This window comes from Kitasatospora sp. NPDC036934 (assembly GCF_055608425.1).
Genome location: NZ_JBVJQR010000003.1, coordinates 203,119 through 229,459 on the forward strand (window position 1 = coordinate 203,119; position 26,341 = coordinate 229,459).

The 26,341-nt window shown below is 72.9% G+C and carries 22 protein-coding genes and 1 riboswitch; of the genes, 7 read left to right on the forward strand and 15 right to left on the reverse strand.

The annotated features are described in order from the left end of the window. Window positions 1-221: 221 nt before the first annotated feature. Together ACZ7BZ_RS06010 and ACZ7BZ_RS06015 are read left to right on the forward strand one after the other, a co-directional pair. The gene (locus tag ACZ7BZ_RS06010; RefSeq protein ID WP_470357299.1) at window positions 222-1,757 is read left to right on the forward strand and encodes a nucleobase:cation symporter-2 family protein; all 1,536 of its coding nucleotides are present in this window, start codon (window positions 222-224) and stop codon (window positions 1,755-1,757) included. A 68-nt stretch (window positions 1,758-1,825) separates the two neighbouring features. Next, window positions 1,826-3,211 carry an 8-oxoguanine deaminase gene (locus tag ACZ7BZ_RS06015; RefSeq protein ID WP_470357300.1) on the forward strand — a complete coding sequence of 462 codons (1,386 nt, stop codon included), beginning with the start codon at window positions 1,826-1,828 and terminating at the stop codon, window positions 3,209-3,211. Between the two features lie 329 nt (window positions 3,212-3,540). On the opposite strand, the gene ACZ7BZ_RS06020 is transcribed toward ACZ7BZ_RS06015, so the two are convergent. Both ACZ7BZ_RS06020 and aceB read right to left on the reverse strand, forming a co-directional pair. Next, window positions 3,541-3,942: an allophanate hydrolase-related protein gene (locus ACZ7BZ_RS06020; RefSeq protein WP_465747801.1), complete on the reverse strand. Its 402-nt coding sequence runs from the start codon at window positions 3,940-3,942 to the stop codon at window positions 3,541-3,543. A gap of 145 nt (window positions 3,943-4,087) precedes the next feature. Continuing rightward, window positions 4,088-5,740: a malate synthase A gene (aceB, locus tag ACZ7BZ_RS06025; protein ID WP_470357301.1), complete on the reverse strand. Its 1,653-nt coding sequence runs from the start codon at window positions 5,738-5,740 to the stop codon at window positions 4,088-4,090. A gap of 201 nt (window positions 5,741-5,941) precedes the next feature. On the opposite strand from aceB, the gene ACZ7BZ_RS06030 reads away from it, so the two are divergent. Further along, window positions 5,942-6,739 carry an IclR family transcriptional regulator gene (locus tag ACZ7BZ_RS06030; protein ID WP_380450859.1) on the forward strand — a complete coding sequence of 266 codons (798 nt, stop codon included), beginning with the start codon at window positions 5,942-5,944 and terminating at the stop codon, window positions 6,737-6,739. Between the two features lie 150 nt (window positions 6,740-6,889). On the opposite strand, the gene ACZ7BZ_RS06035 is transcribed toward ACZ7BZ_RS06030, so the two are convergent. Together ACZ7BZ_RS06035 and ACZ7BZ_RS06040 are read right to left on the reverse strand one after the other, a co-directional pair. Then, window positions 6,890-8,188 (reverse strand): glycoside hydrolase family 16 protein, encoded by a 1,299-nt coding sequence (locus ACZ7BZ_RS06035; protein WP_470357302.1) that lies wholly within the window; start codon window positions 8,186-8,188, stop codon window positions 6,890-6,892. Window positions 8,189-8,209: 21 nt separating this feature from the next. Then, window positions 8,210-8,328, reverse strand: a riboswitch (cyclic di-AMP (ydaO/yuaA leader). 217 nt (window positions 8,329-8,545) lie between these two features. Further along, a complete protein-coding gene (locus ACZ7BZ_RS06040; protein WP_470357303.1) occupies window positions 8,546-8,761 on the reverse strand; it encodes a hypothetical protein in 216 nt (71 codons plus the stop codon). A 196-nt stretch (window positions 8,762-8,957) separates the two neighbouring features. Here ACZ7BZ_RS06040 and ACZ7BZ_RS06045 point away from each other — a divergent pair, with 196 nt between their 5' ends. After that, window positions 8,958-9,287 carry a phenolic acid decarboxylase gene (locus ACZ7BZ_RS06045; RefSeq protein ID WP_375891436.1) on the forward strand — a complete coding sequence of 110 codons (330 nt, stop codon included), beginning with the start codon at window positions 8,958-8,960 and terminating at the stop codon, window positions 9,285-9,287. 132 nt (window positions 9,288-9,419) lie between these two features. Here ACZ7BZ_RS06045 and ACZ7BZ_RS06050 read toward each other — a convergent pair whose 3' ends face one another. Together ACZ7BZ_RS06050 and ACZ7BZ_RS06055 are read right to left on the reverse strand one after the other, a co-directional pair. Further along, window positions 9,420-10,625, reverse strand: a complete 1,206-nt coding sequence (locus ACZ7BZ_RS06050) for an alpha/beta hydrolase (RefSeq protein ID WP_470357304.1) — start codon at window positions 10,623-10,625, stop codon at window positions 9,420-9,422. A 98-nt stretch (window positions 10,626-10,723) separates the two neighbouring features. Then, window positions 10,724-11,422, reverse strand: a complete 699-nt coding sequence (locus tag ACZ7BZ_RS06055) for a TetR family transcriptional regulator (RefSeq protein WP_470357305.1) — start codon at window positions 11,420-11,422, stop codon at window positions 10,724-10,726. A gap of 119 nt (window positions 11,423-11,541) precedes the next feature. Between ACZ7BZ_RS06055 and ACZ7BZ_RS06060 the strand changes: the two genes are divergently transcribed. Then, complete coding sequence (locus tag ACZ7BZ_RS06060; protein ID WP_470357306.1) at window positions 11,542-12,306, forward strand: SDR family NAD(P)-dependent oxidoreductase; 765 nt, start codon at window positions 11,542-11,544, stop codon at window positions 12,304-12,306. A gap of 375 nt (window positions 12,307-12,681) precedes the next feature. On the opposite strand, the gene ACZ7BZ_RS06065 is transcribed toward ACZ7BZ_RS06060, so the two are convergent. The 4 genes from ACZ7BZ_RS06065 to ACZ7BZ_RS06080 are packed head-to-tail and all read right to left on the reverse strand — an operon-like array spanning window position 12,682 to window position 15,342. After that, the gene (locus ACZ7BZ_RS06065) at window positions 12,682-13,644 is read right to left on the reverse strand and encodes a phosphotriesterase family protein (RefSeq protein ID WP_470357307.1); all 963 of its coding nucleotides are present in this window, start codon (window positions 13,642-13,644) and stop codon (window positions 12,682-12,684) included. After that, window positions 13,641-14,138: a carboxymuconolactone decarboxylase family protein gene (locus ACZ7BZ_RS06070; protein WP_470357308.1), complete on the reverse strand. Its 498-nt coding sequence runs from the start codon at window positions 14,136-14,138 to the stop codon at window positions 13,641-13,643. The genes ACZ7BZ_RS06065 and ACZ7BZ_RS06070 overlap by 4 nt, the downstream gene beginning before the upstream one ends. A 17-nt stretch (window positions 14,139-14,155) precedes the next feature. Further along, a complete protein-coding gene (locus ACZ7BZ_RS06075; RefSeq protein WP_470357309.1) occupies window positions 14,156-14,731 on the reverse strand; it encodes a DUF4865 family protein in 576 nt (191 codons plus the stop codon). A gap of 44 nt (window positions 14,732-14,775) precedes the next feature. Next, a complete protein-coding gene (locus ACZ7BZ_RS06080) occupies window positions 14,776-15,342 on the reverse strand; it encodes a TetR/AcrR family transcriptional regulator (protein WP_470357310.1) in 567 nt (188 codons plus the stop codon). 647 nt (window positions 15,343-15,989) lie between these two features. On the opposite strand from ACZ7BZ_RS06080, the gene ACZ7BZ_RS06085 reads away from it, so the two are divergent. After that, a complete protein-coding gene (locus ACZ7BZ_RS06085; RefSeq protein ID WP_470357311.1) occupies window positions 15,990-16,982 on the forward strand; it encodes an aldo/keto reductase in 993 nt (330 codons plus the stop codon). Between the two features lie 420 nt (window positions 16,983-17,402). On the opposite strand, the gene ACZ7BZ_RS06090 is transcribed toward ACZ7BZ_RS06085, so the two are convergent. From ACZ7BZ_RS06090 to ACZ7BZ_RS06110, 5 genes are all read right to left on the reverse strand, one after another. Further along, window positions 17,403-18,149, reverse strand: a complete 747-nt coding sequence (locus ACZ7BZ_RS06090) for a winged helix-turn-helix domain-containing protein (RefSeq protein WP_470357312.1) — start codon at window positions 18,147-18,149, stop codon at window positions 17,403-17,405. A gap of 931 nt (window positions 18,150-19,080) precedes the next feature. Beyond that, a complete protein-coding gene (locus ACZ7BZ_RS06095; protein ID WP_470357313.1) occupies window positions 19,081-19,635 on the reverse strand; it encodes a GTP-binding protein in 555 nt (184 codons plus the stop codon). Window positions 19,636-19,756: 121 nt separating this feature from the next. After that, window positions 19,757-20,161 carry a DUF742 domain-containing protein gene (locus ACZ7BZ_RS06100; RefSeq protein ID WP_470357544.1) on the reverse strand — a complete coding sequence of 135 codons (405 nt, stop codon included), beginning with the start codon at window positions 20,159-20,161 and terminating at the stop codon, window positions 19,757-19,759. 167 nt (window positions 20,162-20,328) lie between these two features. After that, a complete protein-coding gene (locus ACZ7BZ_RS06105) occupies window positions 20,329-20,748 on the reverse strand; it encodes a roadblock/LC7 domain-containing protein (RefSeq protein ID WP_465747834.1) in 420 nt (139 codons plus the stop codon). Next, window positions 20,745-23,870 (reverse strand): sensor histidine kinase, encoded by a 3,126-nt coding sequence (locus ACZ7BZ_RS06110; RefSeq protein ID WP_470357314.1) that lies wholly within the window; start codon window positions 23,868-23,870, stop codon window positions 20,745-20,747. The genes ACZ7BZ_RS06105 and ACZ7BZ_RS06110 overlap by 4 nt, the downstream gene beginning before the upstream one ends. A 444-nt stretch (window positions 23,871-24,314) precedes the next feature. On the opposite strand from ACZ7BZ_RS06110, the gene ACZ7BZ_RS06115 reads away from it, so the two are divergent. After that, complete coding sequence (locus tag ACZ7BZ_RS06115; protein ID WP_470357315.1) at window positions 24,315-26,141, forward strand: AMP-dependent synthetase/ligase; 1,827 nt, start codon at window positions 24,315-24,317, stop codon at window positions 26,139-26,141. Window positions 26,142-26,341: the final 200 nt, after the last annotated feature.

The window sequence follows — 26,341 nt, forward strand, 5'->3', positions numbered from 1 at the left end:
CCCGCCCGCACCACGCCTTCCCGCACCACCGGTTCCAGTACCACCCGTTCCCGCACCACCTGTTTCTCCACCCCCACCAACCGGAGTTCGTGTCTGCCTCACGGCGGCCGGCCCGGGGCACTGGAGAAGCGTCCCGAGGGATCCTTGCTCCGCCGTCCCGCCCTCGGGGGTCTCCAGCGCCACGGGCGCGCCGGGAGCCACGGGCACAAGAGGGGCTCGACATGGCACCCAGCAACACCAGCAGTAACGACGGCGGTTCCACCCCAGCAAGAACCCCGGGCCCGGACGGCACCTCAACCCGCCTCCCAGGCGCGCCGTCCGGCTCCGGAACCCACCCCGTGGACGAGGTGCTGCCACCGGTGAAGCTGTTCTCCACCGGGCTCCAGCACGTCGCCGCGATGTACGCGGGAGTCGTCGCACCCCCGCTCATCGTCGGCGCCGGCGTCGGGCTCTCCGCCGCCGACCTCGCCCTGCTGATATCGGCCAGCCTGTTCACCGCCGGACTGGCCACCCTGCTCCAGACCCTCGGAGTCTGGAAGATCGGCGCGCGGCTGCCGTTCGTGAACGGCGTGTCGTTCGCGGGCGTCGCGCCCATGATCGCCATCGCCAACGAGCACGGTCCGAAGAACGCCCTCCCGGTGATCTTCGGCGCGGTGATCGTCGCGGGGGTCCTGTGCTTCCTCGCGGCGCCGTACTTCTGCAAGCTCATCCGGTTCTTCCCCCCGGTCGTACAGGGCACCGTGATCACCCTCATCGGGGTGTCCCTGCTCCCGGTGGCGGTGAACTGGGCGCGCGGCGGTTCGCCGAACGCCCCCGGGTACGGCTCCATGCGGGCCATCGGCCTCGCCGCGATCACCCTCGTCGCGGTGGTGCTCTGCAACCGGCTGCTGCGCGGCTTCTGGCAGCAGTTGTCCCTGCTCATCGGCCTGGCGTTCGGCACCCTGATCGCCTTCCCGCTGGGGCTGGCCGACTTCGGCGCGGTCCAGGACGCGAAGGTCTTCGCGCTCCCGTCGCCGTTCCACTTCGGCGCGCCGATGTTCGACGCCGCCGCGATCATCTCGATGTGCATCGTCATGGTGGTCTCGATGACCGAGTCCACCGCCGACATGCTCGCCCTCGGCAAGATCGTCGAGCGCGAGGCCGACGAACCCACGCTCGCCGCCGGCCTGCGGGCCGACGGACTGGCCACCGCGATCAGCCCCGTCTTCAACGGCTTCGCCGCCAGCGCCTTCGCCCAGAACATCGGGCTGGTGGCGCTGACCAAGATCCGCAGCCGCTTCGTGGTCGCGGCCGGCGGAGGCATCCTGATCCTGTTGGGGCTCTTCCCCGTACTCGGTTCGGTCGTCTCCCTGGTACCGCAGCCCGTCCTCGGCGGCGCCGGGATCGTGCTGTTCGGCACGGTCGCGGCGAGCGGGATCCGCACCCTCGCGGAGGCCGGCATGGAGTCCAGCGCCAACACCATCCTGGTTTCGGTCTCGCTCGGGGTCGGCATCATCCCGATCGCCGTACCCACCTTCTACGACGCCTTCCCGGAGGCCGTCCGGACCCTGATGCACTCGGGGATCTCGGCCGGCTGCGTGATTGCCGTCCTGCTCAACCTGCTCTTCCACCACGTCGGAGCCGTCCGCCGGTCCGGATCCAGATCTGGATCTGGATCTGGATCTGGATCTGGATCTGGATCTGGATCTGGATCTGGATCCGAATCCAGATCCGGCCAGGGCTCCGGCGCGACGGTGCCGACGGCGACACCGTCCTGACCGATCCGGGCGGGGCGCGCGCCACTGAGTGCGCGCCCCTCCTGGCCCTCCCCCATAGGAGTGACACCATGGCAGTCCAGCCCCCGCCCGCCGACCAGCGGATCGTGATCGAGAACGTCGCGATCGCCACCGTCGACGCCGTCGACACCGAGTACACCCGTGGCCACGTGGTCATCCTCGGCAACCGGATCGAATCCGTCGGCAACGGCGCCGCCCCGAACTGGCTGGACAACGTGGTGCGCCGGATCAACGGCGAGGGACACCTGCTCACCCCCGGCCTGGTCAACACCCACCACCACTTCTACCAGTGGATCACCCGCGGCCTCGCCCAGGACAACATCCTGTTCGACTGGCTGGTCGCCCTCTACCCGACCTGGGCCCGGATCGACGAGAAGCTCGTGCACGCCGCCAGCCAGGGCTCGGCCGCCGCCCTGCTCAAGTCCGGCTGCACCACCGCCTCGGACCACCACTACGTCTTCCCCAGGGACGGCGGGGACGTCCTCGGCGCCTCCATCGAGGCCGTCCAGGAGCTCGGCCTGCGCTTCACCGCGCTGCGCGGCTCGATGGACCGCAGCAAGAAGGACGGCGGGCTGCCGCCGGACCACGCCGTCGAGGAGCTGGACGACATCCTGGCCGCCTCCGAGGCCGCCGTGGACCGCTACCACGACTCCTCGTTCGGCTCGATGCTGCACGTCGCGCTGGCGCCCTGCTCGCCCTTCTCGGTCTCCACCGACCTGCTCCGCCAGTCCGCCGAACTCGCCCGCCGCAAGGGCGTCCGGCTGCACACCCACGGCTCCGAGACGGCCGAGGAGGAGCAGTTCTGCAAGGAGCTGTTCGGCATGGGTCCGACGGACTACTTCGAATCGGTCGGCTGGCTCGGCGAGGACGTCTGGATGGCGCACTGCGTCCACATGAACGACTCCGACATCGCCAAGTTCGCCGAGACCGGCACCGGCGTGGCACACTGCCCGTCCTCCAACGCCCGGCTGGCCGCCGGCATCGCCCGGGTCCCGGACATGCTCAAGGCCGGCGTACCGGTCGGGCTCGGCGTCGACGGCACCGCCTCCAACGAGTCCGGCGAGCTGGGCACCGAGCTGCGCAACGCGCTGCTGATCAACCGCCTGCACGGCTACCCGACCGCGCTGACCGGGCGCCAGGCACTGCGGCTGGGCACCATGGGCGGCGCCCGGGTGCTCGGGCGGCAGAACGAGATCGGCTCGATCGAGGTCGGCAAGTTGGCCGACCTGGCGCTGTGGAAGATCGACGGAGTCATGCACTCCTCGATCGCCGACCCGGTCGCGGCCCTCACCTTCGGCGCGCTGCCGCCACTGGCGACGCTGTTCGTCAACGGCAACGCCGTGGTCGAGAAGGGCGAGCTGACCACCGTCAACGAGGACCGGATCGCGCGCGCCTGCGCCCGCGCCGCCAAGGAGCTGGCCTCCCGGCCGGTTTGACGGTCCTCCGCCCGACAACACCAAGGAGCTCCGGGAGCGCGCCCAGGGACGGTGCGCGACCCGGTCTCCGTACGCCCGCCAGGGTGTACGGACTCGCGGCCCCGAACCCACGGCGAGGGTTCGGGGCCGCGGCGCGCGCGGAGGGCGGCGCGCGCGGAGGGCGGCGCGCGCGGAGGGCGGGGAGGCGGCGACGGGGACGGCGAAGGAAGAGCGGACAGACGACAGCGAACAGATAACAGATGACGAAAGTTGTCATCCGCTATCTGTTCGCTGTCTGCTGTTCCCTGTTCCCTGTTAGCTGTCGGCCGTTCCCCCTCAGGCCACGTGCTTCAGGCCGTACGCCCCAGCGTCCCCAGGTAGGCGCGCCAGCCGCCGTGGTGGGTGATCTCCCGGTGCACGCCGCGCTCGACCTCGCCGCGGGCCAGCAGCATCGAGAAGCACGCCGAGCCGTCCTCCAGCTCGATCACGCCGAGCTCCAGCTCCCTGGGCTCGCCGGGCAGGATGACGTCCCGCAGGCGCTCCAGGCTGATCTCGTACAGCTCGCCCTCGATCGCGCTGTCGACCTCCGGGGCGGGCAGCAGGCCCGGGCAGACGTCCGTCCCGCCGCTGTGGTCGATGGAGAAGAAGCGGTAGCCGGGCGCGGTGCGGGCCGGGCCGATCAGGGCGTCGGCGACCTTCTCGTGGAACGGTCCGCCGACCATCGCCTGGCCGTTGAAGAAGATGCGTGCCATCAGTGAACTCCTCGGAAAGAAAAGACCGTTCCGTACGGCGACGAGAGGACAGGTGGATTCGTCGCCGTACGGAACGGAGCATTGGGCGGCGGGACTGCTCCAGCCCGGCAGACGGCAGTGGTGGCGCCGGCGGATAGATTGGTGCTCAGCCCAGCAGGGGCAGCGCGGGGAGGGTCAGGAAGTCCGCGAACTCCTCGGCCAGGGCGACCTGTTCGAAGAGCTGGGCGGCCTCGCGCCAGCGGCCGGCCTGGTAGGCCTGGTCGCCGAACTCGGAGCGGAGCTCGGCCAGTTCGGTGGCGACCAGGGTGCGCACCAGCTCGGCGGTGGCCTTCTCGCCGGTGTCGGACAGCACGACCCCGTTGTGGATCCACTGCCAGATCTGCGAGCGCGAGATCTCGGCGGTGGCGGCGTCCTCCATCATGTTGAAGATGGCGACCGCACCGAGCCCGCGCAGCCACGCCTCGATGTAGCGGACGCCGACCTGGACGGCGTTGTGCAGCCCCGCGCGGGTGCAGGTGCCGCCGGCTCCGGCGACGTCGAGCAGGTCGGCGGCGGTGACCGGCTCGGTCGGGCCGGGGTTGTCCTTCTGGTTCGGCCGCTCGCCGAGCACCGCGTCGAAGGAGGCCCGGGCGACCGGGACGAGGTCCGGGTGAGCGACCCACGAGCCGTCGAAGCCGTTGCCGGCCTCGCGGTCCTTGTCCGCCTTGACCTTCTCCAGCGCGGCGGCGTTGACCTCGGGGTCCCGGCGGCTGGGGATGAAGGCGGCCATGCCGCCGATCGCGTGGGCGCCGCGCCGGTGGCAGGTGCGCACCAGCAGGCGGGTGTAGGCGGCCATGAACGGCGAGGCCATGGTGACGCTGTTGCGGTCCGGCAGGATGTAGTGCTCGCCTGCGTCGCGGAAGTTCTTCACGATCGAGAACAGGTAGTCCCAGCGCCCGGCGTTGAGGCCGGCCGCGTGGTCGCGCAGCTCGTAGAGGATCTCGTCCATCTCGAAGGCCGCGGTGATGGTCTCGATCAGTACGGTGGCCCGGACGGTGCCGTGCGGGATGCCCAGCTCGGCCTGGGCGTGGGTGAACACGTCGTTCCAGAGCCGGGCCTCGAGGTGGCTCTCGGTCTTCGGCAGGTAGAAGTAGGGGCCGGAGTTGGGGTCCTCGGCGCCCTTGGCGAGCAGCCGGGCGGCGTTGTGGAAGAAGTACAGGCCGAAGTCGACGAACGCTCCGGCCACCGGGACGCCGTCGACCAGCAGGTGGTTCTCGTCCAGGTGCCAGCCGCGCGGGCGAACCACGACGGTGGCGAGTTCCGCGGCGGGCTTGAGGGTGTAGGCCTTGCCGGCCGTGCTGGTGAAGTCGATCCGGTCCTCGAAGGCGTCGATCAGGTTGACCTGGCCGCTGACCACGTTCTCCCAGGTCGGGGAGGTGGCGTCCTCGAAGTCGGCGAGCCAGATCTTCGCCCCGGAGTTGAGGGCGTTGATGACCATCTTGCGGTCGGTGGGGCCGGTGATCTCGACCCGGCGGTCCTGGAGCGCGCGCGGCGCCTCGGCGACCTTCCAGTCGCCGGCCCGGACGTCGGCGGTCTCGGGGAGGAAGTCCAGCGTGCCGGTGCGGGCGATCTCGGCGCGTCGACTCTTCCGCCTGGCCAGCAGTTCCTGTCGGCGACCCTCGAAGGCACGATGGAGGCCCACGACGAAGGCGACCGCCTCCGGAGTGAGCACCTCCTCGGCCCGGTGGACGCGCGGACCGGCGACAGTGACGACCGGAGCGGCGGGGGAGGCGCCGACGGGCCCCTGATCTGCAGCCATGAGCAGGACACTCCTAAGACGGTTGAGCCTGGCGAAGGGAGCTCCGGTGGGAGCCTCCTCGGGAACTTCCTCGATCGTTACCCGCCTGTCGGCGAATTCGATTCTGTAAGGTGGAGACTAGTTTCCGCGATACAGAATTTCAACGGTTTGTTGAAGAGATCGCCGGGACTCTACTCCTCCCCGACAGCGAAGGGAACGCCGGTGGTTGCGACCCCCGACACAGCATCGACGACAGGCGCCGACCGCGCGAGCGGCGGCGTGCAGTCCGTCGAGCGCGCCTTCCAACTCCTGGAGGCGCTGGCCGACTCGGGTGGCGTGGCCACCCTCAGCGAACTCTCCACCAGCTCCGGCCTCCCGATGCCGACCATCCACCGACTGGTCCGTACCCTCGTGCAGCAGGGCTATGTCCGCCAGGACACCGCGCGCCGCTACACCCTCGGCCCCCGGCTGATCCGGCTCGGCGAGACGGCCGGTCGACTGCTCGGCAGCTGGGCCCGCCCGTACCTGGCCGAGCTGATGGAGGCCACCGGCGAGACCGCCAACCTGGCGGTGCTGGAGGGCGGCGAGGTGGTGTACGTAGGACAGGTGCAGTCGCGGCGCTCGATGCGGATGTTCACCGAGGTCGGACGGCGGGTGCAGCCGCACTGCACCGGCGTCGGCAAGGCCCTGCTCGCCCAGCTCCCGGAGGACGAGGCGCGCGCGGTCCTGGGCCCCAACCCGCTGCCCGCGCACACCGAGTACACCCTCACCGACCCGCAGGAGCTGATGGACCAGCTCGCCGAGGCGCGCGAGCGCGGGTACGTGGTGGACGACCAGGAGCAGGAGATCGGCGTCCGCTGCATCGCCCTCGCGGTGCCGGGCGCGCCGACGCCCACCGCGCTCTCGGTGTCCGGCCCGGAGGCCCGGATCCGGGCGCTGGAGGAGCAGACGGGGGCGTCCTCGCTGGTGCCGGTGATGCAGCAGATCGCGACCCGGCTCGGGCAGGTCCTGGCACCCTGACGGATCGTCAACTCACCCGGCGCGCACGGGATTGAGCACAGGGGCCTGAACGCAAGAACCGGCAGCCGTTTCGACCACGCGGTGGTCGAAACGGCTGCCGGCCCATGAGAGCGGCTGGTCCTGGGGGCTAAGCGGGCCCGGCGGCCACGGTCAGCGGTAGACGCGCACGTAGTCGGCCGCGAAGGTGAGCGGGGTGGTCCCCTGCGGCGCGGGGTGGTACTTCCCGGCACACACCGAGAGGTTGAGGATCAGGTACGCCGAGAAGTTGGCGCCCACGCCCTTGTTGTCCGAGTACACCTTGACGCCGTTGACGTACCAGTCCACCGAGTTGGCGCCGTAGTAGGTGCCGATGGTGACCCACTGGTCCTTGGCGACGGCCTTGGCGTCGGTGTAGTACTCGGGGTTGCTCGGGTTGATGTGGTTGGTCAGCTCCAGCAGGTTCGGGTTGTCCGGGTGGTACTCGAAGGAGTCGATCTCCCCGTTGCCGTTCTTCCAGGTCCACAGGGCGGGCCAGGCACCGGTGCCCGAGGGCATCTTGACCCGGGCCTCGGCGTAGTCGCCGGTCTTGACCTGGAAGCCCTCGGTGGAGCCCTCGGTGGTCAGGAAGCCGGTGTTCCAGGACTGCTGGCCGTTCTCCAGGGTGGGCCCGCCCGGGGTGGCGGTGAAGGTGGCGACGCCGTTCGCGACGGTGACGTTGTTCTTGTTCAGCCAGTCGAGCTTGTTGTCGTCCGGGTTGTGGTTCCCGTACTTGTACGAGGTGCTCTTGTCGCCGACCCAGCGCTGACCCCAGTCGATCGGGCTGTTGAACTCGTCGGACCAGGTCAGCGACTTGCCGGCGACCGGGGAGGACGGCGCGGGCGTCGTCGGAGTGGCCGTGGCGGTCGGTGCCGTGGTGGGCGCCGCGGTGGGCGTCGCCGTCGGTGCCGTGGTGGGCGTCGTGGTGGGCGCCGTCGTCGGGGACGGGGTCGGCGTGGACGTACCGGTGGCCGCGACCACCAGCTGCTGCGAGGGCAGGTTGTGCCAGGTGCCGCCGAAGTCCTGCCAGAAGCCGAACTGGGTGTACGTCCCGGCCGGCAGGGCGCGCGCACCGCTGGTGAAGTTGAGCCCGGTCGGGCATATCTGCACGTTGGTCGCGTTCCCCGGGAAGTCCAGGTTGGTGCCGCGCGCGTCGCGGACGCCGACGCCGACCGTCTTGGCGGTGAAGCAGGACGAGGAGTGCAGGCCCAGCGAGGCGGTGGCGGCCCGGCCGGCGACCATGGTGGCCGGAGCGAGCCGGTCCTGGGTGACGGTCGGGGCGGTGGCGGCCTGGGCGCCAGCGACGGACGGCAGCCCGAGCAGGCCGGCACCGCTGATCGCGAGCGCCCCGGTGGCGGCGAGGGCGGCATTGCGGCCGCGGTGGGTCGGACGGGCGTGGCGGGGGGCGCGACGGCGCCCGGCAGGCTGGTGCATGGGGGGTCCTCTGCGACGCCTGCGAGGTGAGCTGTCGGATTCGGGCTGCAGTTGCCCGGCCGCCTGTGGAGCGGCTTCACCCCTAGCCACGGTCCGCACGCTGATGCGTACGGACCGGGCGCTGACCTTGGTTCCCCCGCTCCCGTCCGCTGTGGTGCTCGAGTGCCGGCCGGCGGGTGGACAGGACTCGGCGTCCCGGCGGCGGGGTCCGCGACAGCGGACGACGGTTGCAGGCTAGGCAGGCCGTCCGTGAACGGACAACCTGATCGGGCCGGTTGTCGCACAGCTCACAGTGGTGTCGATCAACGACGCTGCGTGGTGGCCGAGTTGATCAACCTCGCGACCGTGGCCGGGCGATCAGCCGGGCCAGTCGGCCACCTGGCCCCCGGCCGCCGGCGACCAGGCCGGCTCCAGGCGGTTCAGCCCGGTGAGCAGCCGGGTGCCGCCGACCGTCGCGATGCCGCTGGTGTCCAGCGCGCTCGCGGTGAACACGATGCCGTCGCTGGGCCCGCGGTCCTCGTCCAGCACGCCCGGGATGTCCGCCGACGCGCCCGCCAGAAGGTGGGTCGGCACCGAGGCAGGGCTCCCGGCCCGCCGGAGCGGCGCGATCAGCGAACCGGGGTGGTGGCGGACCGTGCCGTGGCGCGGGGCCGCCCGAGTCCGACCGATCGGATAAATTGGAACCCTGGCGTTTTCCGCGGTGCACAAGTGCACCGAGCCCAGACCACACGGTCCGTCCCGCACTCCCGAGAAGAGGTCCCGCCCCACCATGACCGCGCCCCTGCCCGCCTTCGCCGGCCGCACCTACGTCTTCCGGGCCGACAACGGCGCGGCCTTCCGCAACAGCTACTCGGCCGACGGCACTCGGCTGCGCTGGGAGGGCCTTGGCGAGTCGGCCGGCCAGTGGGAGGACGTGCGGCTGCACGTCGCCGAGGTCGCGCCGGAGATCTACTTCATCAGCTGGACGGAGCAGAGCGGGATCACCGTCAGCCATGTGATGGACCTCAACGCGCTGACCGTACGGGCCTTCTGGACCTTCGAGGGCGAGGGCGGCCGGGTCGGCCAGCTGCACACCGGGACGCTGGAGCGGGTGGCCTGACCGGCGCCGCGCCGTAGCACGCACGAACCCCCGGGGCCTCGGCTCCGGGGGTTCGGCGCGTTCTCTCCGGACGGCGTCGAACGGCTTCAGACGGCCTCGGGCGGCTTCAGACGGCCTCGGACGGCGGTGACGTCACGTGGCCTGGCTCGCCTGGCCCGGCTGGTTCGGCTCGCCCGAGGCGTTCGGCTCGCCCGGCTGGTTCGGCTGGTTCGGCACCTTGAGGTGCCGGGACAGCCACTCCAGCGAGGACGGCAGCAGGGCGCTCCAGGTCTCGAAGTTGTGGCCGCCGTTCTCGAGCATGCTGTACGAGACCTTCATCGGGCTGTGCACCGCGTCGATGAACGCCTCGGTGTCCGGCTTGTAGTTGCCGTCGCCCTTCTTGGTGCCGGCCAGCAGCACCGAGATGTCGGGCTGCGGCAGGTGCTTCAGTCGCCACATCAGGTTGGCCTCGTCGCGGCGCTGCTTGCTGCCGCCGAAGAGGTCGCCGGTGGTCGGGTCGTCGGCGGCGTCGTAGTAGCCGGAGAGGGCGACGGCGGTCGGAAAGACGTCCGGGTGGCGCATGGCCATCTTGACGGCGCAGTAGCCGCCGGTCGAGTTGCCCATGAAGGCCCAGGCGTGCGGGTCGGACGAGACCCGGTAGCTGGCCTGGATCGCCGAGGTGACGTCCTTGGTGAAGTAGGTGTCGGACTGGGCGCCGCCGGGGATGTCCTCGCACTCGGTGTCCTGCGGCAGGGCGGGCGAGGGCTGCAGCATCACCATGACGGTCGGCTGCATCCGGCCCTCCTGCAGCAGCTTGAGCGCGGCACCCGGGTAGTTGAAGCGGGTGATCAGGTTCTCGGCGATTCCTGGGAACCCGGTGCTGACGATCACGGCCGGGAACTGCCTCTGCGCGTACTCGGGCTGGAAGTACTGCGGCGGCAGGTAGACGTACCCCTCGGTCGACAGCCGGCTCACTTTGCCGTCGATCCGGACCTTGCGGATCTCGCCGGAGTGGCCCGGCTCACGACCCATCGCGCCGCCGCCCTTGACCGAGGCCCGGCCTATGGTCTCCACCAGCAGGCGGCCGGAGGCGTCCGCCTTGTTGTGTATCACCACCGGGCCCGTGCTGCCGGTGCCCAGCAGATCGTCCCAACTGCTGTAGAACGCGAAGTAGTTGTTCGCCACCAGGCCGAGCGCGGCAAGCACCGTGAGCTGGGTGGCGAGCAGCGTGCCGATCCGGCCGAGCACTGCCTGCCAGCTCTTCCTGGCGAGTCTGGGCCACAGCCAGACCGTGCCGACCATCATCACGACCGCGACCAGCACGGTCAGCGCCAGCACCTTGTGGCTCGTCAGACCCATGTTTCAGTTGCTCCCACGCCTCGAACTCCACGCCCCCTCCGCTCAGGGACATCCGAGGAGTTCACCCCGGTTCCCCCACCGGGGCGCGACGTCCAACCCTAGCGGGAGCTGGGAGGAAGCTGATCGGCGGCTGTACGGCTGCGGGCGTGGGGCCGCGCCCCGGCCGGTCGCGCCCAGAGCCCCAGCCCCGCCGTGAGCTCACGCATGCAGCGGGCGCCGAGGTCCTGCGGGGAGCCCGGACCGGTCACCGCCGCGTCGGAGGCGGCCCACTGCTCCAGGGCCACCCGGATCGCCGCCGTGGCCGCGGCGGCGGCCAGCCGGATCTCCAGCGGGTCGGCGTCGGCCGGGCTGCGCTCGGCCAGCACGGACCGCAGCCGCTCCTCAGAGCCCGCGTGGACCCGCTGCCAGGTGCCGTCCAGTCGGGGGTCGCGCAGCAGGCTGCGGGTCCAGTGCATCGCCTCGACGGCCGCGTCGTCGGCCGGGGTCAGTGACTCCACCGCCGAGCGCTCCAACGCCTCGCGCAGCGGGAGGTCCGCCGGGCTCTCGGCCAGCAGGTCGACCCAGCGCTGCCCACCGGCCGCCAGCAGCGGGGCGACGGCGTCCTCCTTGACGGAGAAGTAGCGGTAGAAGGTGCGCAGCGAGATGCCCGCGGCGTCGGCGACCTCCTCGGCGGTGGTCGCCTCCGCGCCCCGCTCGGCGAAGAGCGCGGCGGCGGTGCGGGCGATCTCCAGCCGGGTGGCGTCACGGCGGCGCTGGGTCAGGGTCGGGCGTCCGGTCACAAGGGTCAGCGTACGCATCCGGGGACCGTCATGACACATCGCGCCGGCATGACACGTCAAGACTTTTTGGCACGATGTGCCATTACGGCGTACCGTGCCCCTTGAGGTCGAGAGACCACAACGAAGGGAGTACCACCATGGAGCGCTTCAGCGGACGGAACGTCCTGATCACCGGCGGCGGCTCTGGCATCGGCCAGGCGACCGTGCACCGGCTCCTCGCCGAGGGCGGGAGGGTCGTCGCCGTCGACGTCAACGAGGACGGCCTGAAGAAGACCCTGGACCGCGCGACCGCGGACGGCACCGCCGACCGTCTGACGATCCAGGTCCTGGACATCTCGGACGAATCCGCCGTGGTCGCGGGCGTGGCCGAGGCGATCGCGGGCCTGGGCGGCCTGGACGTCCTGGTCAACGCGGCCGGCATCCTCCGCTCCTCGCACACCCACGAGACCACCCTGGAGTTCTGGAACAAGCTCCTCGCGGTGAACCTCACCGGCACCTTCCTGATGACCCGCGAGGCCCTCCCCGCCCTGCTCGCGACCGGCCGGGGCGTGGTGGTCAACTTCAGCTCCACCTCCGCGAGCTTCGCCCACCCCTACATGGCCGCGTACGCCGCGACCAAGGGCGGCATCCAGTCCTTCACCCACGCCATCGCCTCGGAGTACTCGAAGCAGGGCCTGCGCGCGGTCTGCGTCGCGCCGGGCAGCATCGACAGCGGCATGACCAACAACCCCGGCCTGCCCGCCGACGCCGACTTCAGCCTGCTCGCCAAGCTCTCCCCCGCCCTCGGCCAGGGCTTCGCGGGCCCGGACACGGTGGCCGGCGTGATCGCCATGCTGGCCTCCGACGACGGCGCCTTCGTCACCGGCACCGAGCTGCGCATCGACGGCGGCACCCACATGTGAGCCGTCCGGCCGACCGGCGGCGGGGCCCGTGCCGCCCCCCATCCGGCACAGGCCCCGCTCCGCGGGCGCACCGGTCAGTCCAGCGGCTTCGCCAGCAGCAGTTCGCGGGTGGTTCCGTCGGCGAGGGCCGCACCGGAGCCGGCGATCGGGTCGCCGGGGCCGGCAAGGTGCGCACCGGGAGCGCGGGCGGGACGAAACCGTGGCGGCGGTGGCGGGCGAGCGCGGCATCGTTGCGCCTCTCTGGGGCGTGGGCCGGGGAGGACCTAATCGGATTGAAACCCGGCGGGTGGACCCGGCCACAGGAGCTGGCCCGGCCGGGACGGCATCAGCGAGCCCGGCCGGGACGGCATCAGCGAGCCCGGCCGGGACGGCTCTTCAGGGGGTGCGCCAGTCGGCGGCCAGGGCGGCCGCCGGGTTGGCGACCAGCAGCCGCTCGGGCAGCTCGGGCCCGAAGGTTCGGGCCAGCCGCGGGGCGAGGTCGGCGAGCAGCCGGGCGGGGCCGCCCGCCGCGCGGGCCGTCCTCGTCGTGGTGTCGGCACCGAGCAGCAGCCGGTCGGCGTGGCCGGCCTCGACCAGGCCGGCGATCACATCGAAGGCCTGGAGGTCGGCGGGGTGGCCGATCCGGGAGGGGCTGTCCAGGGCCAGGAACACGCCCTCGGCGGCCAGGCTGCGGTGGATCGCCCGGTCGGTGAAGCGGGTGAGGTGGCCGAGGACGATCCGGTCGGGGCTGACTCCGTGCCGTCCGTGGAGCCGGCGAAGGACACCATGCGGGTCGCCGTCTGGTTCGAGGTGGACCGCGATCGGCGCGCCGGTGGCGTGGTGCGCCTCGGCCGCGGCGGCGATCGTCCGGCGGGTGTGCGCGGTCAGCGGGCCGGCATCGTCGGCGATCTTGATCAGGCCGGGCCGGACGCCCTCGGGGGCACCGGGGAGACCGGTGGTGAGCTCGGCGACGAAGCGCTCGGCGAGGTCGCCGTGCGGGCCGGGGCCGGCGTGCGGGGCGGGGTCGGCGTGCGGGGCGGGGCCGGCGAGGCGGCCTTCCGGATAGTGGGCCGCCTGGTGCGCGCCGGTGGCGGCGACGACGTGGACGCCGGTCGCGCGGGACAGCTCGGCGAGGGCGGCCGCGCCCCGGCCCATGCCCCAGGGCGTCCACTGGACGAAGGTGCGGCCGCCGACGGTCGCGAACCCGCGCAGCACCTCCTCGGCGGCCGCCCGGTCGTCCAGCTCCTGGCCGGGGAGCAGTGGGCTGCGGATGAAGAGGTGGTCGTGGGAGTCGGTGACGCCCAGCTCGGCGGGGGCGACGTCGCCCAGGACGGTCCGTACGGTGCGGGCGGCGGTCACGCCTCCTCCTCCGGGGTGTCGGTCGCCGGGGTGTCGGTCGCCGGGACCTCGGTCGCCGGTGCGTCGGTTTCCCCGAAGGTGGCGGTGGCGACCCGGAGGCCGGCCAGGGCCTTGGGGACCCCGACGTACGGGGCCAGGTGGACGATCACCTCGGTGATCTCCTCGCGCGTCATCCCGATCCGCAGGCTGTTGCGGACGTGGTCGGCGAGCTGCGGCTCCACGCCGCCGAGGGCGGTGAGCGCGGCCAGGTTGGCGATCTGGCGGTCGCGCAGGGCGAGGCCCGGCCGCTGGTAGGTGCCGCCGAAGAGGCTGGTGACGATCCAGTCGGGGAAGCCGGGGGCGAGCGAGTCCAGGCCGCCGAGGGTGGCGGCGGCGACCGGGCCGGCCAGGTCGGTGAGCAGGGCGTAGCCGGCTTCGCGGTCGAACGGGGCGGTGCTGAGACCGGCGGGGACGAGGCCGGCGGGGGCAGGAGCGGTGGTCGGGGAGGTTGGCATGGCGGTGGCGGAACCTTTCACCAGTGGCGGCCGGCCGGCAGCCGGTCGAGTTCGGGGCGGGACAGGTGCAGCACCCGGTAGCGGGTGCCCCGCGCGGCCTCGGGGGCCGGGCCGTGCCAGAGGGCGAGGCTGAGCAGTTCCCAGCGGCTCGGGTCCACGGCGACGGCGGCGGTGTGCAGTGCGGGGTGTGCCGGGAGTTCGGCGAGGGCTCGTTCGACGGCCTCGGCCGGGTCGGCGGTCTCCGGGAGCCGTACGGTCGCGCGGGTGGCGGTGGTCGGGGCGTCGGTGCGGGTGCCCGCGGACAGGCCCGCGCCGAGCCAGTGGCGGACGGCGGGACGGCCGAAGTCCGCGCTCAGGCCGCGGAAGCCGGGCCCCCACAGGAAGGCGTTCATGCCCTCGGCGGTGCGCCAGAGGTAGAACGGCGCGTACTGGTTGACCGGCGAGCCGTCCTGACCGCGCTCGCGGACCAGGTACGCCTTGAGGCCGAGGCCGGGGTGGGCGTCGAGCAGGTGGCCCTTGTCGGCCACGCGCTTGCGGATGATGCCCATGTCGTAGTCGGCAGGGAGGGTGATCTCGTACTGCATGGCGTGCACGGCGGGCTCCTGGGCTCGGGTGGCGGATCTGTGGTCGGGATCCGTCAGACCCGGCGGTGAGCGGCGAGCAGGCCGAGGGCGCCGCGGACGGCCTGTTCGAAGGGTGCGGCGCTGTCCGCGGCGCGGGCCAGCACGTAGCCGCCCTGGACGACGGCGACCACGGCGGCGGCGGTGTCCGCCGGGTCGAGGTCGGAGGCGAACTCGCCGTGCGCCTGGCCCTCGGCGACCAGTTCGGCGATCCGGCCGCGCAGCCAGTCGAAGGTTTCCTCGACCGGGGCGCGCAGCTGCGGGTCGGCGACGACGTCCGGATCCTGGGCCATCCGGCCCATCCGGCAGCCGCGCAGTACCTCGCGGTCGCGGTGCAGGTAGGCGGCGATCCGGTCGTACGCAGTGCCGGGGGCGGCGAAGTCGGCCTCGGCGATGCCCCGCATCTGCTCGGCGCTGCGACGCAGGGCGGCGGCGGCGAGGTCGGGCTTGCCGGCGAAGTGGTGGTACATGCTGCCCTGGCCGACGCCCGAGCGCTGCTGGATGGCCTTGGGGCTGGTGCCGACGTAGCCGCGCTCCCAGAGGAGGGCCTGGGTGCTCTCGATGAGGCGGTCCTGGGTGGTCATGCCACCACTGTACATACCAGTAGGTACAGAGGGAAGGGATTCACCTTGACCCGCAGCGCGACTCAACAGGTTCGACGGGTTCGACGGGTTCGACAGGAAGGCCGGAGAAGCCCGAGGGCCGTGCGCCGCCCCCCGGCGGCCACGGCCCCTCGACCGTTCGTCATCCCCCGTGCCACCCAAGGGCATTCCGCCCCGGCCGGTGGCGCACGTCACGTCACGGACGGTGGCGGGCATCACGCGGAGTAGGGGGTGCGCGGCGCAATGCGCGGGCGGGGAGGGGCGTTTCGCTCGCGCGGGCGGTCAGGGCCGTTGAGCTCGCGCGGGCGGGGGCGGCATTCCGCTCGCGCGGGCGGTCAGGGCCACTCGCGCCGGATCACCGGGCCATCTGGCCAGCGAACAGCTCCAGTTGCTCCCAGCTCCTGCGGCAGCGCTCCACCAGGGACCGGCACTTCGCCAGTGGGTGGCATGAGTTGACGGAGAACAGCGGCTCACCGTACCGGGCAGCCGAGGGCCTAGCCGGGGCCGGGCAGCCGAGGGCCACCCCGCCCGGCCCCAGGCGGCCCCAGGCGGACGTCCGCGACGATGAGCAGTTATCGGAGGCGGGGCAAGGGCTTGCCCGGGCCGGACCGGCTGGCAAGATGTCCGGCATGAGCTACCTCGCCGCGGACGACCGCTACGCCTCGATGACCTACCGGAAGGCCGGCCGCAGCGGCGTCCAGCTGCCCGCCATCTCCCTGGGGCTCTGGCACAACTTCGGTGACGCCCAGCCGCTGGACGTGCAACGAGCCGTGCTGCGCCGGGCCTTCGACCGGGGCGTCACCCACTTCGACCTGGCGAACAACTACGGGCCGCCGTACGGCAGCGCCGAGCGCAACTTCGGCTACCTGTTCGCGCAGGACTTCCGGCCGTACCGCGACGAGTTGTTCATCGCGACCAAGGCCGGCTGGGACATGTGGCCCGGCCCGTACGGCAACGGCGGCAGCCGCAAGTACCTGCTGGCCAGCCTGGACCAGTCGCTGGGCCGGATGGGGCTGGACTACGTCGACGTCTTCTACTCGCACCGCTACGACCCGGACACCCCGATCGAGGAGACGATGGGGGCGCTCGACAGCGCGGTGCGCTCGGGCAAGGCGCTGTACGCGGCGGTCTCGAACTACCCGGCGGAGCAGCACCGGGAGGCGGTGGCGATCCTGCGCGAGCTGGGCACGCCGGTGCTGATGAACCAGTCGGCGTACTCGATCCTCAACCGGTCCGTGGAGGGAGGCGGCGTGCTGGACGCGGTGGGCGACACCCAGACCAGCCTGATCGCCTACTCCCCGCTCGCCCAGGGGTTGCTGACGGACCGCTACCTCTCCGGGCAGGTGCCTGCCGGGTCCCGGATGTCGGTCGGGAAGTTCCTCACCGAGGGGGTGCTGACCGGGTCGAAGCTGGAGCAGCTGCGCGCACTGAACAAGGTCGCCGAGGGGCGCGGGCAGACCCTGGCTCAGCTGGCGCTGAGCTGGGTGCTGCGGGACCCGCGGGTGGTCTCGGTGATCATCGGGGCGAGCAGCGTGGCCCAGCTCGACCAGAACCTCGAGGCGCTGGCCGCCGGGCCGCTGACGGCGGAGGAGCTGGCGGAGATCGACCGGCTGAGCGCCTGAGGGCTGGGGCGCGGCCGGGGTGGCCGACAGATGACAGCTGACAGATTTCGAAATCTGTCAGCTGTCATCTGTCAGTTGTTTGCTGTTGGCGCGCACTGGACGGCCCGCGCCCTGGCCGGGCGGTGTCCACGGCGCACCGGCCGGCCCGCACGCTGGTCAGCGCCAGGCTCCTGGAGCAGGACAGACTGATCCCTGAGCCACGCCCGGACCTGCGCCGAGCCCTCGCCATCCTCCTGCTGCCACGGCGGCCGGCGGGTTCGACCGGTGTGGCCCGACCGCGAGATCAGTGCGTCAAGGGAACGCCGACGCGCCGCAGCAAGAGGCCTGTTCGCGGAGCGAACGGACAACCCGCTGCGGCGGCAGCGGCCTTGGGGGCGGCCCGTCGACCAGCCGGCCGACCGAACCGACCGAATCAGGCGATCAGTTGGCGGGCGTGTACTTGTAACCGACCCGACGGACCGTCACGATCGAGTCCCGGTAGGCCGGTCCGAGCTTGCGGCGCAGTCGGGCGACGTGCACGTCCACGGTACGGCCGTCACCGACGTGGCCGTAGCCCCAGACCGCCGAGACCAGGTGGTCCCGGGTGTGCACCCGCTGCGGATGCTCGGTGAGGTGGGCCAGCAGCTCGAACTCCAGGTAGGTGAGGTCGAGCAGCCGCCCGTCGACGTAGGCGTTGCGCCGCTCGGCGTCGACGCTGATGCCGCGCCCGGCGGGCCGGACCGGCCGGGCGCCCGCCGCAGCACCCGAAGCTGAGGCCGACGCGGCGCCCGGTGCGGCTCCCTGGGCGACCGCCCCGGGCAGGCCGACCGGCGCGGCCGGGTGCTCGGCCGGTACCAGCACCAGGTACCCGACCATCGGGTGTCCGGCGGCGGCACCGGGCTGCGCGCCGTACTGGGCGAGCAGCCCCTGGGGCAGCAGGCCCTGCGGCAGGGCGGCGACCACGGCTGCCCCCTCCGGTAGCGCGGCGAGCAGCGAGGCGGGCGCCGGCGGTGCCACCGCGCCGGGGTGCGGTCCGACGGCCGGGGTCGCCCCCGGGCGGGGCGCCCCGATGACGGAGGAGACCGGAACGCCGGAGGGTACGGCGGAGACCGGAGGAACGGACCGGACCGCGCGCAGGTGCGGGGTCGTGGTGGGCAGGGGCAGGGTGGCCGTGGAGGAGGAAGACATGGTGTGCCGCTCATTTCGCGCGTGACGGACGGGGTGGAGTCGTCTGCGCGTCGACCGGGCGTACTGCCGGGCTGGACCGGGTGGAACCTGGTTCAGCGGGCGGAGGGCCGGGACGCGCTGGGCGAGCCCGGACACGTCTGATCGAACAGGTGTGGCTGCCGCGACGGCCAGAACGGTTCGAGGTCGGGACGACCCCGTCGGCCGTCCGTGGTGAGGCCGGCGCGGTCGGCACGGGCGCGGTCAGCGCGGGCGCGGTCAGCGCGGTCGCGGTCAGCGCGGTCGCGGTCAGCGCGGTCGCGGTCAGCGCGGTCGGCGCGTCCGTTCCACCGTCCGGTCCGCGGACCCGCGCCCATCGCGGGAGCCGGCTCGGACGGACCGGAACGGCCGGCGATGCCGGGGGGATTGCTGGGGCAGACGATGTTCACTGGTTGGTTTCTCCGCAAGGCGGGGCCGGATCGGTCGGTGGCGGGCGCACCTGACGGGCGGTCCGCTACGGCCTGGTCGACGGGGTCGGTGGCACGTCGCACGGACGGCCGGGTGCGGGCCGCAGGTGCCGGGTACGTACCGGGGTGGGGTGGGACCGGTCAGCGACAACAGGCGCTGCAGATCAGCGCGTGGTCGATGTAGCGGCGGAGGGTGAGCGCCGGCATGACGGGGCCGGGCACGGCGGTGCTGCGTCGCTGGTCGACGGTCATCCTGCTGCCCTCCCCCTTCGTCCTGCCTCGTGCTGCCACCGGCCCGAACGGACCGGCGGAAACGGGACGTTCCCAACCCTCCCGACGGCATGACCGGGACGGCTCACGTCCACAGAGCCTTCCACGCCCCAGCCCGTCTAGGCAACCTTCCGCACATCGACCGTCCGACATGTGGACCACCGAATGAGACGTCGGGTGCACGAAGGGCCCCTGACCGGCGGCGATCCCACGGGGCCTCAGGAGCGCGCGGCGGCCCGGTGGCGGAGGGCGGCGGCGTGCTCGACCAGCGCCACCAACAGCTCCTTGCCGTCCTCCCGCAGCCGGGCGTCGCACAGCACCACCGGGATCTCCGGGTCCAGGTCGAGTGCGTCCCGCACCTCGTCCGGGGTGAACCGCTCGGTGCCGTCGAAGCAGTTGACCGCGACCAGGAACGGGATGCCGCGCTGCTCGAAGAAGTCCACCGAGGGGAAGCAGTCGGCCAGTCGCCGGGTGTCCGCGAGCACCACGGCGCCGAGCGCGCCGCGCGCCAACTCGTCCCAGACGAACCAGAACCGGTCCTGTCCGGGCGTGCCGAACAGGTAGAGCGCGAGTCCGGGCCGCAGGTCGATCCGGCCGAAGTCCATCGCCACCGTGGTGGTGCGCTTGGCCTCCACGCCCGAGGTGTCGTCCACCGGGCGGCCCAGCTCGCTCAGTTCCTCCTCGGTGCGCAGCGGCCTGATCTCGCTGACCGAGCCGACCAGGGTGGTCTTGCCCGCCCCGAAGCCGCCCGCCACCAGGATCTTCACCGCCACGGCCGGACCACCGCGCCAGCGCGGGTCGTTGGTGCTCCCGCCCGGCCTCGGCGAAGCGCCCGGCAGCGTACTCGGCGAGGGGTTCGGCGAGGCGTTCGGCGCAGTGCTCGGCGGGGTGGCGTCAGAGCGCACGGAGTCCATTGATCACGTCTCGCAGCAGGCGCTCGTCCGGCAGCTCGGCGAGCGGAACGGGTCGGGTGACGCTGATCAGGTCGGCGTCGTAGAGGTCGCCGAGCAGGACGCGCACCACGCTGACCGGCAGGTCGGTGTAGGAGCCGAGCTCGGCGACGGACAGCGGCTCGCGGCGGCACCAGGCCAGCAGGGTCTGGTGCTCCGGGTCGAGGACGTGCGCGGGCACGGCCCCCGCGTCCGGCCCGGGTTCCTTGGCGGTGACCAGCGAGATCAGGTCGAACAGCCCCTCCTCGACCGGCCGGGTGCGGCCCCGGGTCATCGAGTAGAGCCGCACCACCGGGCCGGCCTCGTCGTCGAACCACCGGTCGTCGACCGGGGTACGCGGCCGGAACAGGTCGACCTCGGCACCGTCCGGCGCGTCCTGCCCCGACTCGGCGCCCTCGCCCCCGCCCCCGGCCGCGCCCTCCGGCACCGCGGGGGTCGGGTCGTAGAGCGCCGCCGGGCCGTCGAGCCCCGCCGGGCCGCCCGGACCGTCCGCCTTCGGATCCGCCATCGGACCGCTCAGCCCCTCGGCGCGGCGGTTTCGGTGCGCGGCTCGGCGGCCATGTGCTCGCCGACCCGCTTGACCAGCAGGGCCATCTCGTAGGCGATCTGGCCGATGTCCGCCTCGGCCTCGCTGAGCACGGCCAGACAGCTGCCGTCGCCGGCGGCCGTGATGAACAGGAACGCCTCGTCCAGCTCCACCATGGTCTGCCGGACGCCGCCGACCTTGAAGTGCCCGCCGGCTCCCTTGGCCAGGCTGTGGAACCCGGCCGCGACGGCGGCGAGGTGCTCGGCGTCCTCCCGGTCGAGGTCGCGCGAGGCGCCGGTGGCCAGCCCGTCGCTGGAGAGGATCACCGCGTGCCGCAGGGCCGCGACACGGCCCACCAGGTCGTCGAGGAGCCAGTTGAGGTCCCCGGACGGCTGCGTCGGAGTGGTCATGAATCAGTTCCTTCCGCTGGAGCGGGTGGTGCGGGCACTGCGGATGCTGCGGGTCCTGCGGCTGGTGCGGGCACTGCGGGTGTCACGGGTCCTGCGGGCGGTGCGGGCACTGCCGGTACTGCGGGTACTGCGGGTACTGCGGGTACTGCGGGTACTGCGGGTTCTGCGGGTACTGCGGGTGTCACTTGTGGTACGGCCGGGACGGCCGCAGGGTTCCGCCGCACCGGCTGGCCCGGCGGGATCCGGCGGGCCAGCGGCGCGCGGGCGGCGTCGCCGGGCGCGGGCGCGGGCAGCGCTGCCGGGGCGGGTGCGGGGCTGATCGCCCGCCGGGACGGGTCCGGCGGCTGCCAGGCCGGTACGGCCGCGGGCCGGGCGGCGCGGTCCTGCGCGCCCCGGTCCTGCGCGCCCTGGTTCTGGGCGCCCTGGTTCTGAGCGCCCCCCTCCGCCGGGACGGTGGTCCCACGCCCACGGGTGAAGCCGCGCTGGAACGAGGCGAAGGTGGCCCTGGCTTCCTCCGGCGAACGCTCCCGGGCTTCCCTGGCCTCGGCCGCCTCCGCGCCGTGCGCGCCGTCCGTGCCCGCCGCCGACCGTCCGGCGCGGTCCTCGGACCCGCTCTGGCCGCGAAGTCGCTCCCTGGCCTGTTCCTTGAGCTGCGGCGCGAGGTTCGCCTGCCGGACCCGCCGGGGCAGACCACCCGGCGTCCGGGGAGCCGCGTCCACGGGAGCGACACCCACCGGCACGGCGTCGACCGAAGCGGCGTCCACCGGAACGGCTTCCGGCGGAGCCGGTGCCGAGTCGGCCGCGGCGGCCGCGGCCTCCGCCGCCTCCCGGCGGTGCCGTCCCGTCCCCGCGCCGCCCTCGGCGTCCGCCCCCGGCCCGGGCACCAGCACCGGCCCGCCCTTGGGCCGCGAGGCCCGGCGCGGCAGCCCGTTGACCGTACGCCCCGCCTCGGGAACGGACGGCCGCGGACCGCCGGCCCCCCGGTGCCGCCCGCCCGTGCCCTCCGTCGGCGCCGAACCCGGCAACGCACTCGACGTTGAACCCGACGGCGAACCCGACGCCGCCCCCGACCACGCAGCCGAGGAAGGCTCCGAACCCGCACCATCGGGAGCCGTGTCCGGCACCGCGACCAGGTCACGCCGCCCCGCCGTCCGTCCGGTCGCCCGGCCCACCGGCCGACGCCCCGCGCCCCCGGTCCCCGCGGCGGGCGGTTCCGGCAGGCCGTCCGGCGCCTCCGCCAGCAGCTCGCGCGGGATCAGCACCACGGCCGTCGTCCCGCCGTACGGGGACGGTCGCAGGTGGACCCGGATGCCGTGCCGCCGGGCGAGCCGGCTGACCACGAAGAGTCCCAGCCGGTCGGTGTCGGCCAGGTCGAACTCCTGCTCCACGGTGAGGCGTTCGTTGATCTCGGCGAGCAGCTGTTCGCCCAGTCCGAGCCCCCGGTCGTCGATCTCCAGCGCGAAGCCGTGCGCCACCACCTCGCCCTGGACGGTGACTTGGGTGGTCGGCGGGGAGAACACCGCGGCGTTCTCGACGAGTTCGGCGATCAGGTGGGTGACGTCGGCGACGGCGCTGCCGAGCAGGCCGGTGCCGGGGAACGGCCGGACGATCACCCGGGCGTAGTCCTCGACCTCGCCGACCGCCGCCCGGACCACGTCCACCATCCGGACCGGCTTGCGCCAGGCCCGCCCGGGCGAGCCGCCGGCCAGGATGATCAGGCCCTCTGCGTGCCGGCGCATGCGGGTGGTGAGGTGGTCCACCTTGAAGAGGTCCTCCAGCTCAGCCGGATCCTCGGTGCGGCGCTCCATGGTGTCGAGCAGGGTGAGCTGGCGGTGCAGCAGCACCTGGCTGCGCCGGGCCAGGTTGACGAACACCGCCGCGACGCCGCGGCGCAGTTCGGCCTGCTCGACCGCGGCCTCCACGGCGGCCCGCTGGACGGCGTTGATGGCCTGGCCGACCTGCCCGATCTCGGCCTGGCCGAAGTGCAGTTCGGGCGCCTCGGCGGCCACGTCCACCGGTTCGCCGCGGCGCAGCCGCAGCATGACGGAGGGCAGCCGGGTGCTGGCGAGTTCGTTGGCCGCGTTGCGCAGGCCGATCAGCTCGCGGGCCAGCCCGCGCCCGATCCGGAAGGAGATCATCACCGACAGCACGACGGCGACCAGGCCGATGGCGCCGGCGATGCCGCCGCGCCACAGCGCGGCGATCGCCGCGGAGCGGCCGCGGTCGTCCAGTCCGGCGCTGATCCGGGAGTTGATCGAGGAGAGGTCGCCGAGCGAGTGGTCGGCGGTCTCCCGCCAGTTGTCGCCGTTGAGTGCCTGGACCACCCGGTCGGGGCCGCCGGCGCCGACGAAGTCGGCCTCGGCGCGGGCCAGCGCGCCCCAGGCCTCGCCGCCGCGCAGGGCGACGTAGTCGGCCTGGTCGGCGGGTTCGAGTTCGGCGATGTAGACGGTGAACAGCGCCTGCTGGTTGTGCAGGGCGTCCAGCGCGGTCTGGTACTGCTCGGCGGTGGGCCGGGCCGCGCCGGTGCGCAGGCCCTCCATCGCGGCGTCCTCCTGGGCCAGGTACTCGCGGGCGCGCACCAGCTCGATCAGGATGGTGCCCTGGCGCGGGAGCTGGCCGCTCTGCCGGGCGACGTATGCGGACCGGAAGCCGAACACCGGCCGGACCAGGTCGCTGTACTGCCCGAGCGCGAACTCCCAGTTGAGCGCGAGGCGGCCGACCTGCGCCCGGAGCGGGCCGAGCTGGTCGGCGGCGGCGGTGATCTGTACCAGGCGGGCCCGCTGGGCGGCGGAGAGCCGGTCGCCGGCGCCGTCCTTCTTCTGCCGGAGCGCGGCGAGGCTGCGGTCGGTGGCGGTGGTGGCACGTTCGAAGGCGTCCCGGGCGACCGGCGAATTCGGATCGGCCAGGTGCTGGACGGCGGCGCGGCGCTCGTTCTGCAGGTCGCCCGTGTACTGGTCCACGGCCGCCCCGTACTCCTTGTACGTACGGCTGATCTCCAGCTGGTTCCAGGCGTCCCCGGTGGCGGCGAGCGTCGCGTACACCCACAGGGCGATGAGTGCGACGATGGGCACCAGGAGCAGCGCGATGATCTTCGCGCGGATCGAGCTGCTGCGCAGACGCATGGAGTCCTCGGTCGGAAGTGCCAGGCGCGGACGGGGAGCGGTTCGGGCGGGCTTTCGGGGTGCTGGGGACGGCGGGTTCGGCGGGACTTCGGGGAGCCCTGGGGAGGGGGCGTCGGAAGCCGCCCGGCCACAGGTCTGCGAGACTCTACTACGCCCTGACCACACGTTCGAGGGTCGAACCCTCCACTTCCCCACCTTGCCCCGGACACGTCAGGAGCCGGTCCCGGTCCGCTCCACCCGGCCCGGCCGTCTCCTCGGTTCCTCCCCAGCTGCGACACCATCCCTACGGACCGGTGCCGATCTCGTCGCGTCACCGTCACAACCCTGGGCAGTGACAGGGCGATCCGATAGTTTCGCTCCACCCCGCGCGACCGGGCGCCGCCACCCCGGTGCCCGTGCGCCGGGTCGGCAGACAGCGCCGCGCGAAGCGAACTGGGGAGGACCGTGCGCGAGTTCACCACCCCTGCCCCGGCCGGGCCCGAGGCCACCGGAGGACTCGCCGACTCCCTGTACGACACCGCCGACCGCACCCCCGACCTGGTCCAGCTGTCCCGGCGCACCGGTGACGGGAGCTGGCAGGACGTCACCGCACGGGAGTTCCGGGACGAGGTGCTCGCCCTCGCCAAGGGCCTGCTGACCCGGGGCGTGCGCTACGGCGACCGGGTCGCCCTGATGTCCCGCACCCGCTACGAGTGGACGCTGTTCGACTACGCACTCTGGTCGATCGGCGCGATCACCGTCCCGGTCTACCCCACCGCCGCGACCGAGCAGGTGCGCTGGATCCTCGCCGAGACCCAGGCGGTGGCCTGCCTGGTCGAGGACGAGGACGCCGCGATGACCGTCGGCGCGGTCTGCGACGCCCTGCCAGACCTGACCGGGATCTGGCAGCTCGACCGCGACTGCGTCGCCGCGATCACCGAGGACGGCCTGGACGTCCCCGACGCCCTGGTGCACCGCCAGCGGCTCGGCGTCGCGGCCGCCAACATCGCCACCGTGGTCTACACCTCCGGCACCACCGGACGCCCCAAGGGCTGCCTGATCACCCACGCCAACCTGGCCGCCGAGGCCGACTCCCTGCTCGCCGGCTGGGGCGACGTACTCCGCGACACCGGCGGCGGCCAGCCCGCCACCCTGCTGTTCCTGCCGCTGGCACACGTCTACGGGCGGGCGGTGCAGATCGCGGCGGTCCGCGGCGGCTTCCGGATCGGCCACATCCCCGAGGTGTCCACCGACGCGTTACTGCCCGCCCTGGAGAGCTTCCGGCCGAGCTTCCTGCACGCTGTCCCGTACGTCTTCGAGAAGATCTTCCAGCGGGCCCGGCGTGCCGCCGAGGACGCCGGGCGCAGCGAACTCTTCGAGCAGGCCCGGCAGGTGGCCGTCGACTGGGCGACCGCCCGGGAGCAGAAGGCCTTCGGCCGCGGCCCCGGCCCCGGCGCGGCCCTGCGGCTGCGCCACCTCGCCTACGAACGGACGGTCTACCCGCGGCTGCGTGCCGTGCTCGGCGGGCGGGTGCGCGCCGTGATGTGCGGAGGATCGGCGCTGCGGCGGGAGTTGGGCCTCTTCTTCACCGGCGCCGGACTTCAGCTCTACGAGGGCTACGGCCTCACCGAGACCACCGCCGCGATCACCGCCAACCCGGCCGGACGGCAGAAGCTCGGCACCGTCGGACAGCCGGTGCCGGGCGCCTCGGTGGCGATCGCGGACGACGGCGAGGTGTGGGTGCGCGGCGGATCGGTCTTCGGCGGCTACCTCAACCACCCGCGGTGCACGGCGGAATCACTGATCGACGGCTGGTTCGGCACGGGCGACCTCGGCCGGCTCGACGAGGACGGCTACCTCACCATCACCGGCCGCAAGAAGGACCTGATCGTCACCAGCAGCGGCAAGAACCTGGCCCCGGCGGTCCTGGAGGAGCGGGTCGAGGCGCACCCGCTGGTCTCCCAGTGCCTGGTGGTCGGCGACGACCGCCCGTACGTGGCGGCCCTGATCACGCTCGACCCGGACGCGCTCGCGCACTGGCTGAAGACCAGCGGCCGGGAGCAGCTGGACGCCTGGGCGGTGCTCGCCGACGAGCAGTTGCACATCGAGATCCAGCGCGCGGTGGCGGCGGCCAACACGGCGGTCTCGCGAGCCGAATCGATCCGCGCGTTCCGGCTGCTGCCCCGGGAGTTCAGTCTGGAGCAGGGGCTGCTGACCCCCTCGCTGAAGCTACGGCGGACGGCGATCACGGAGCACTACTCGACGGACATCGAGGAGCTGTACCTCTCCTGACCCGTCTCGGCCTCCACCCTCGGGACGCACGTGAACCCGGCTTTGCGGAACGTTTTCTGACGTTCCGTCTTGTCCCGCTTGCGGACGGATGGTTCGCCACGCGGTTCACCGGTCGTTCCCTTGACGGGCTGATTGGTCCAGTCCATTGTTGCTCTTCGGTCCGAGTGCGGCGCACCAGCACCACCCGCTCCCGCCCCTCC

What these genes read in the sequence shown, in the direction of transcription:
- ACZ7BZ_RS06010 (WP_470357299.1), top strand. Translation starts at nt 222, where the DNA reads ATGGCACCCAGCAACACCAGCAGTAACGACGGCGGTTCCACCCCAGCA.
- ACZ7BZ_RS06015 (WP_470357300.1), top strand. Translation starts at nt 1,826, where the DNA reads ATGGCAGTCCAGCCCCCGCCCGCCGACCAGCGGATCGTGATCGAGAAC.
- ACZ7BZ_RS06020 (WP_465747801.1), bottom strand. Translation starts at nt 3,942, where the DNA reads ATGGCACGCATCTTCTTCAACGGCCAGGCGATGGTCGGCGGACCGTTC.
- aceB (WP_470357301.1), bottom strand. Translation starts at nt 5,740, where the DNA reads ATGGCTGCAGATCAGGGGCCCGTCGGCGCCTCCCCCGCCGCTCCGGTC.
- ACZ7BZ_RS06035 (WP_470357302.1), bottom strand. Translation starts at nt 8,188, where the DNA reads ATGCACCAGCCTGCCGGGCGCCGTCGCGCCCCCCGCCACGCCCGTCCG.
- ACZ7BZ_RS06045 (WP_375891436.1), top strand. Translation starts at nt 8,958, where the DNA reads ATGACCGCGCCCCTGCCCGCCTTCGCCGGCCGCACCTACGTCTTCCGG.
- ACZ7BZ_RS06050 (WP_470357304.1), bottom strand. Translation starts at nt 10,625, where the DNA reads ATGGGTCTGACGAGCCACAAGGTGCTGGCGCTGACCGTGCTGGTCGCG.
- ACZ7BZ_RS06055 (WP_470357305.1), bottom strand. Translation starts at nt 11,422, where the DNA reads ATGCGTACGCTGACCCTTGTGACCGGACGCCCGACCCTGACCCAGCGC.
- ACZ7BZ_RS06060 (WP_470357306.1), top strand. Translation starts at nt 11,542, where the DNA reads ATGGAGCGCTTCAGCGGACGGAACGTCCTGATCACCGGCGGCGGCTCT.
- ACZ7BZ_RS06070 (WP_470357308.1), bottom strand. Translation starts at nt 14,138, where the DNA reads ATGCCAACCTCCCCGACCACCGCTCCTGCCCCCGCCGGCCTCGTCCCC.
- ACZ7BZ_RS06080 (WP_470357310.1), bottom strand. Translation starts at nt 15,342, where the DNA reads ATGACCACCCAGGACCGCCTCATCGAGAGCACCCAGGCCCTCCTCTGG.
- ACZ7BZ_RS06085 (WP_470357311.1), top strand. Translation starts at nt 15,990, where the DNA reads ATGAGCTACCTCGCCGCGGACGACCGCTACGCCTCGATGACCTACCGG.
- ACZ7BZ_RS06090 (WP_470357312.1), bottom strand. Translation starts at nt 18,149, where the DNA reads ATGTCTTCCTCCTCCACGGCCACCCTGCCCCTGCCCACCACGACCCCG.
- ACZ7BZ_RS06105 (WP_465747834.1), bottom strand. Translation starts at nt 20,748, where the DNA reads ATGACCACTCCGACGCAGCCGTCCGGGGACCTCAACTGGCTCCTCGAC.
- ACZ7BZ_RS06110 (WP_470357314.1), bottom strand. Translation starts at nt 23,870, where the DNA reads ATGCGTCTGCGCAGCAGCTCGATCCGCGCGAAGATCATCGCGCTGCTC.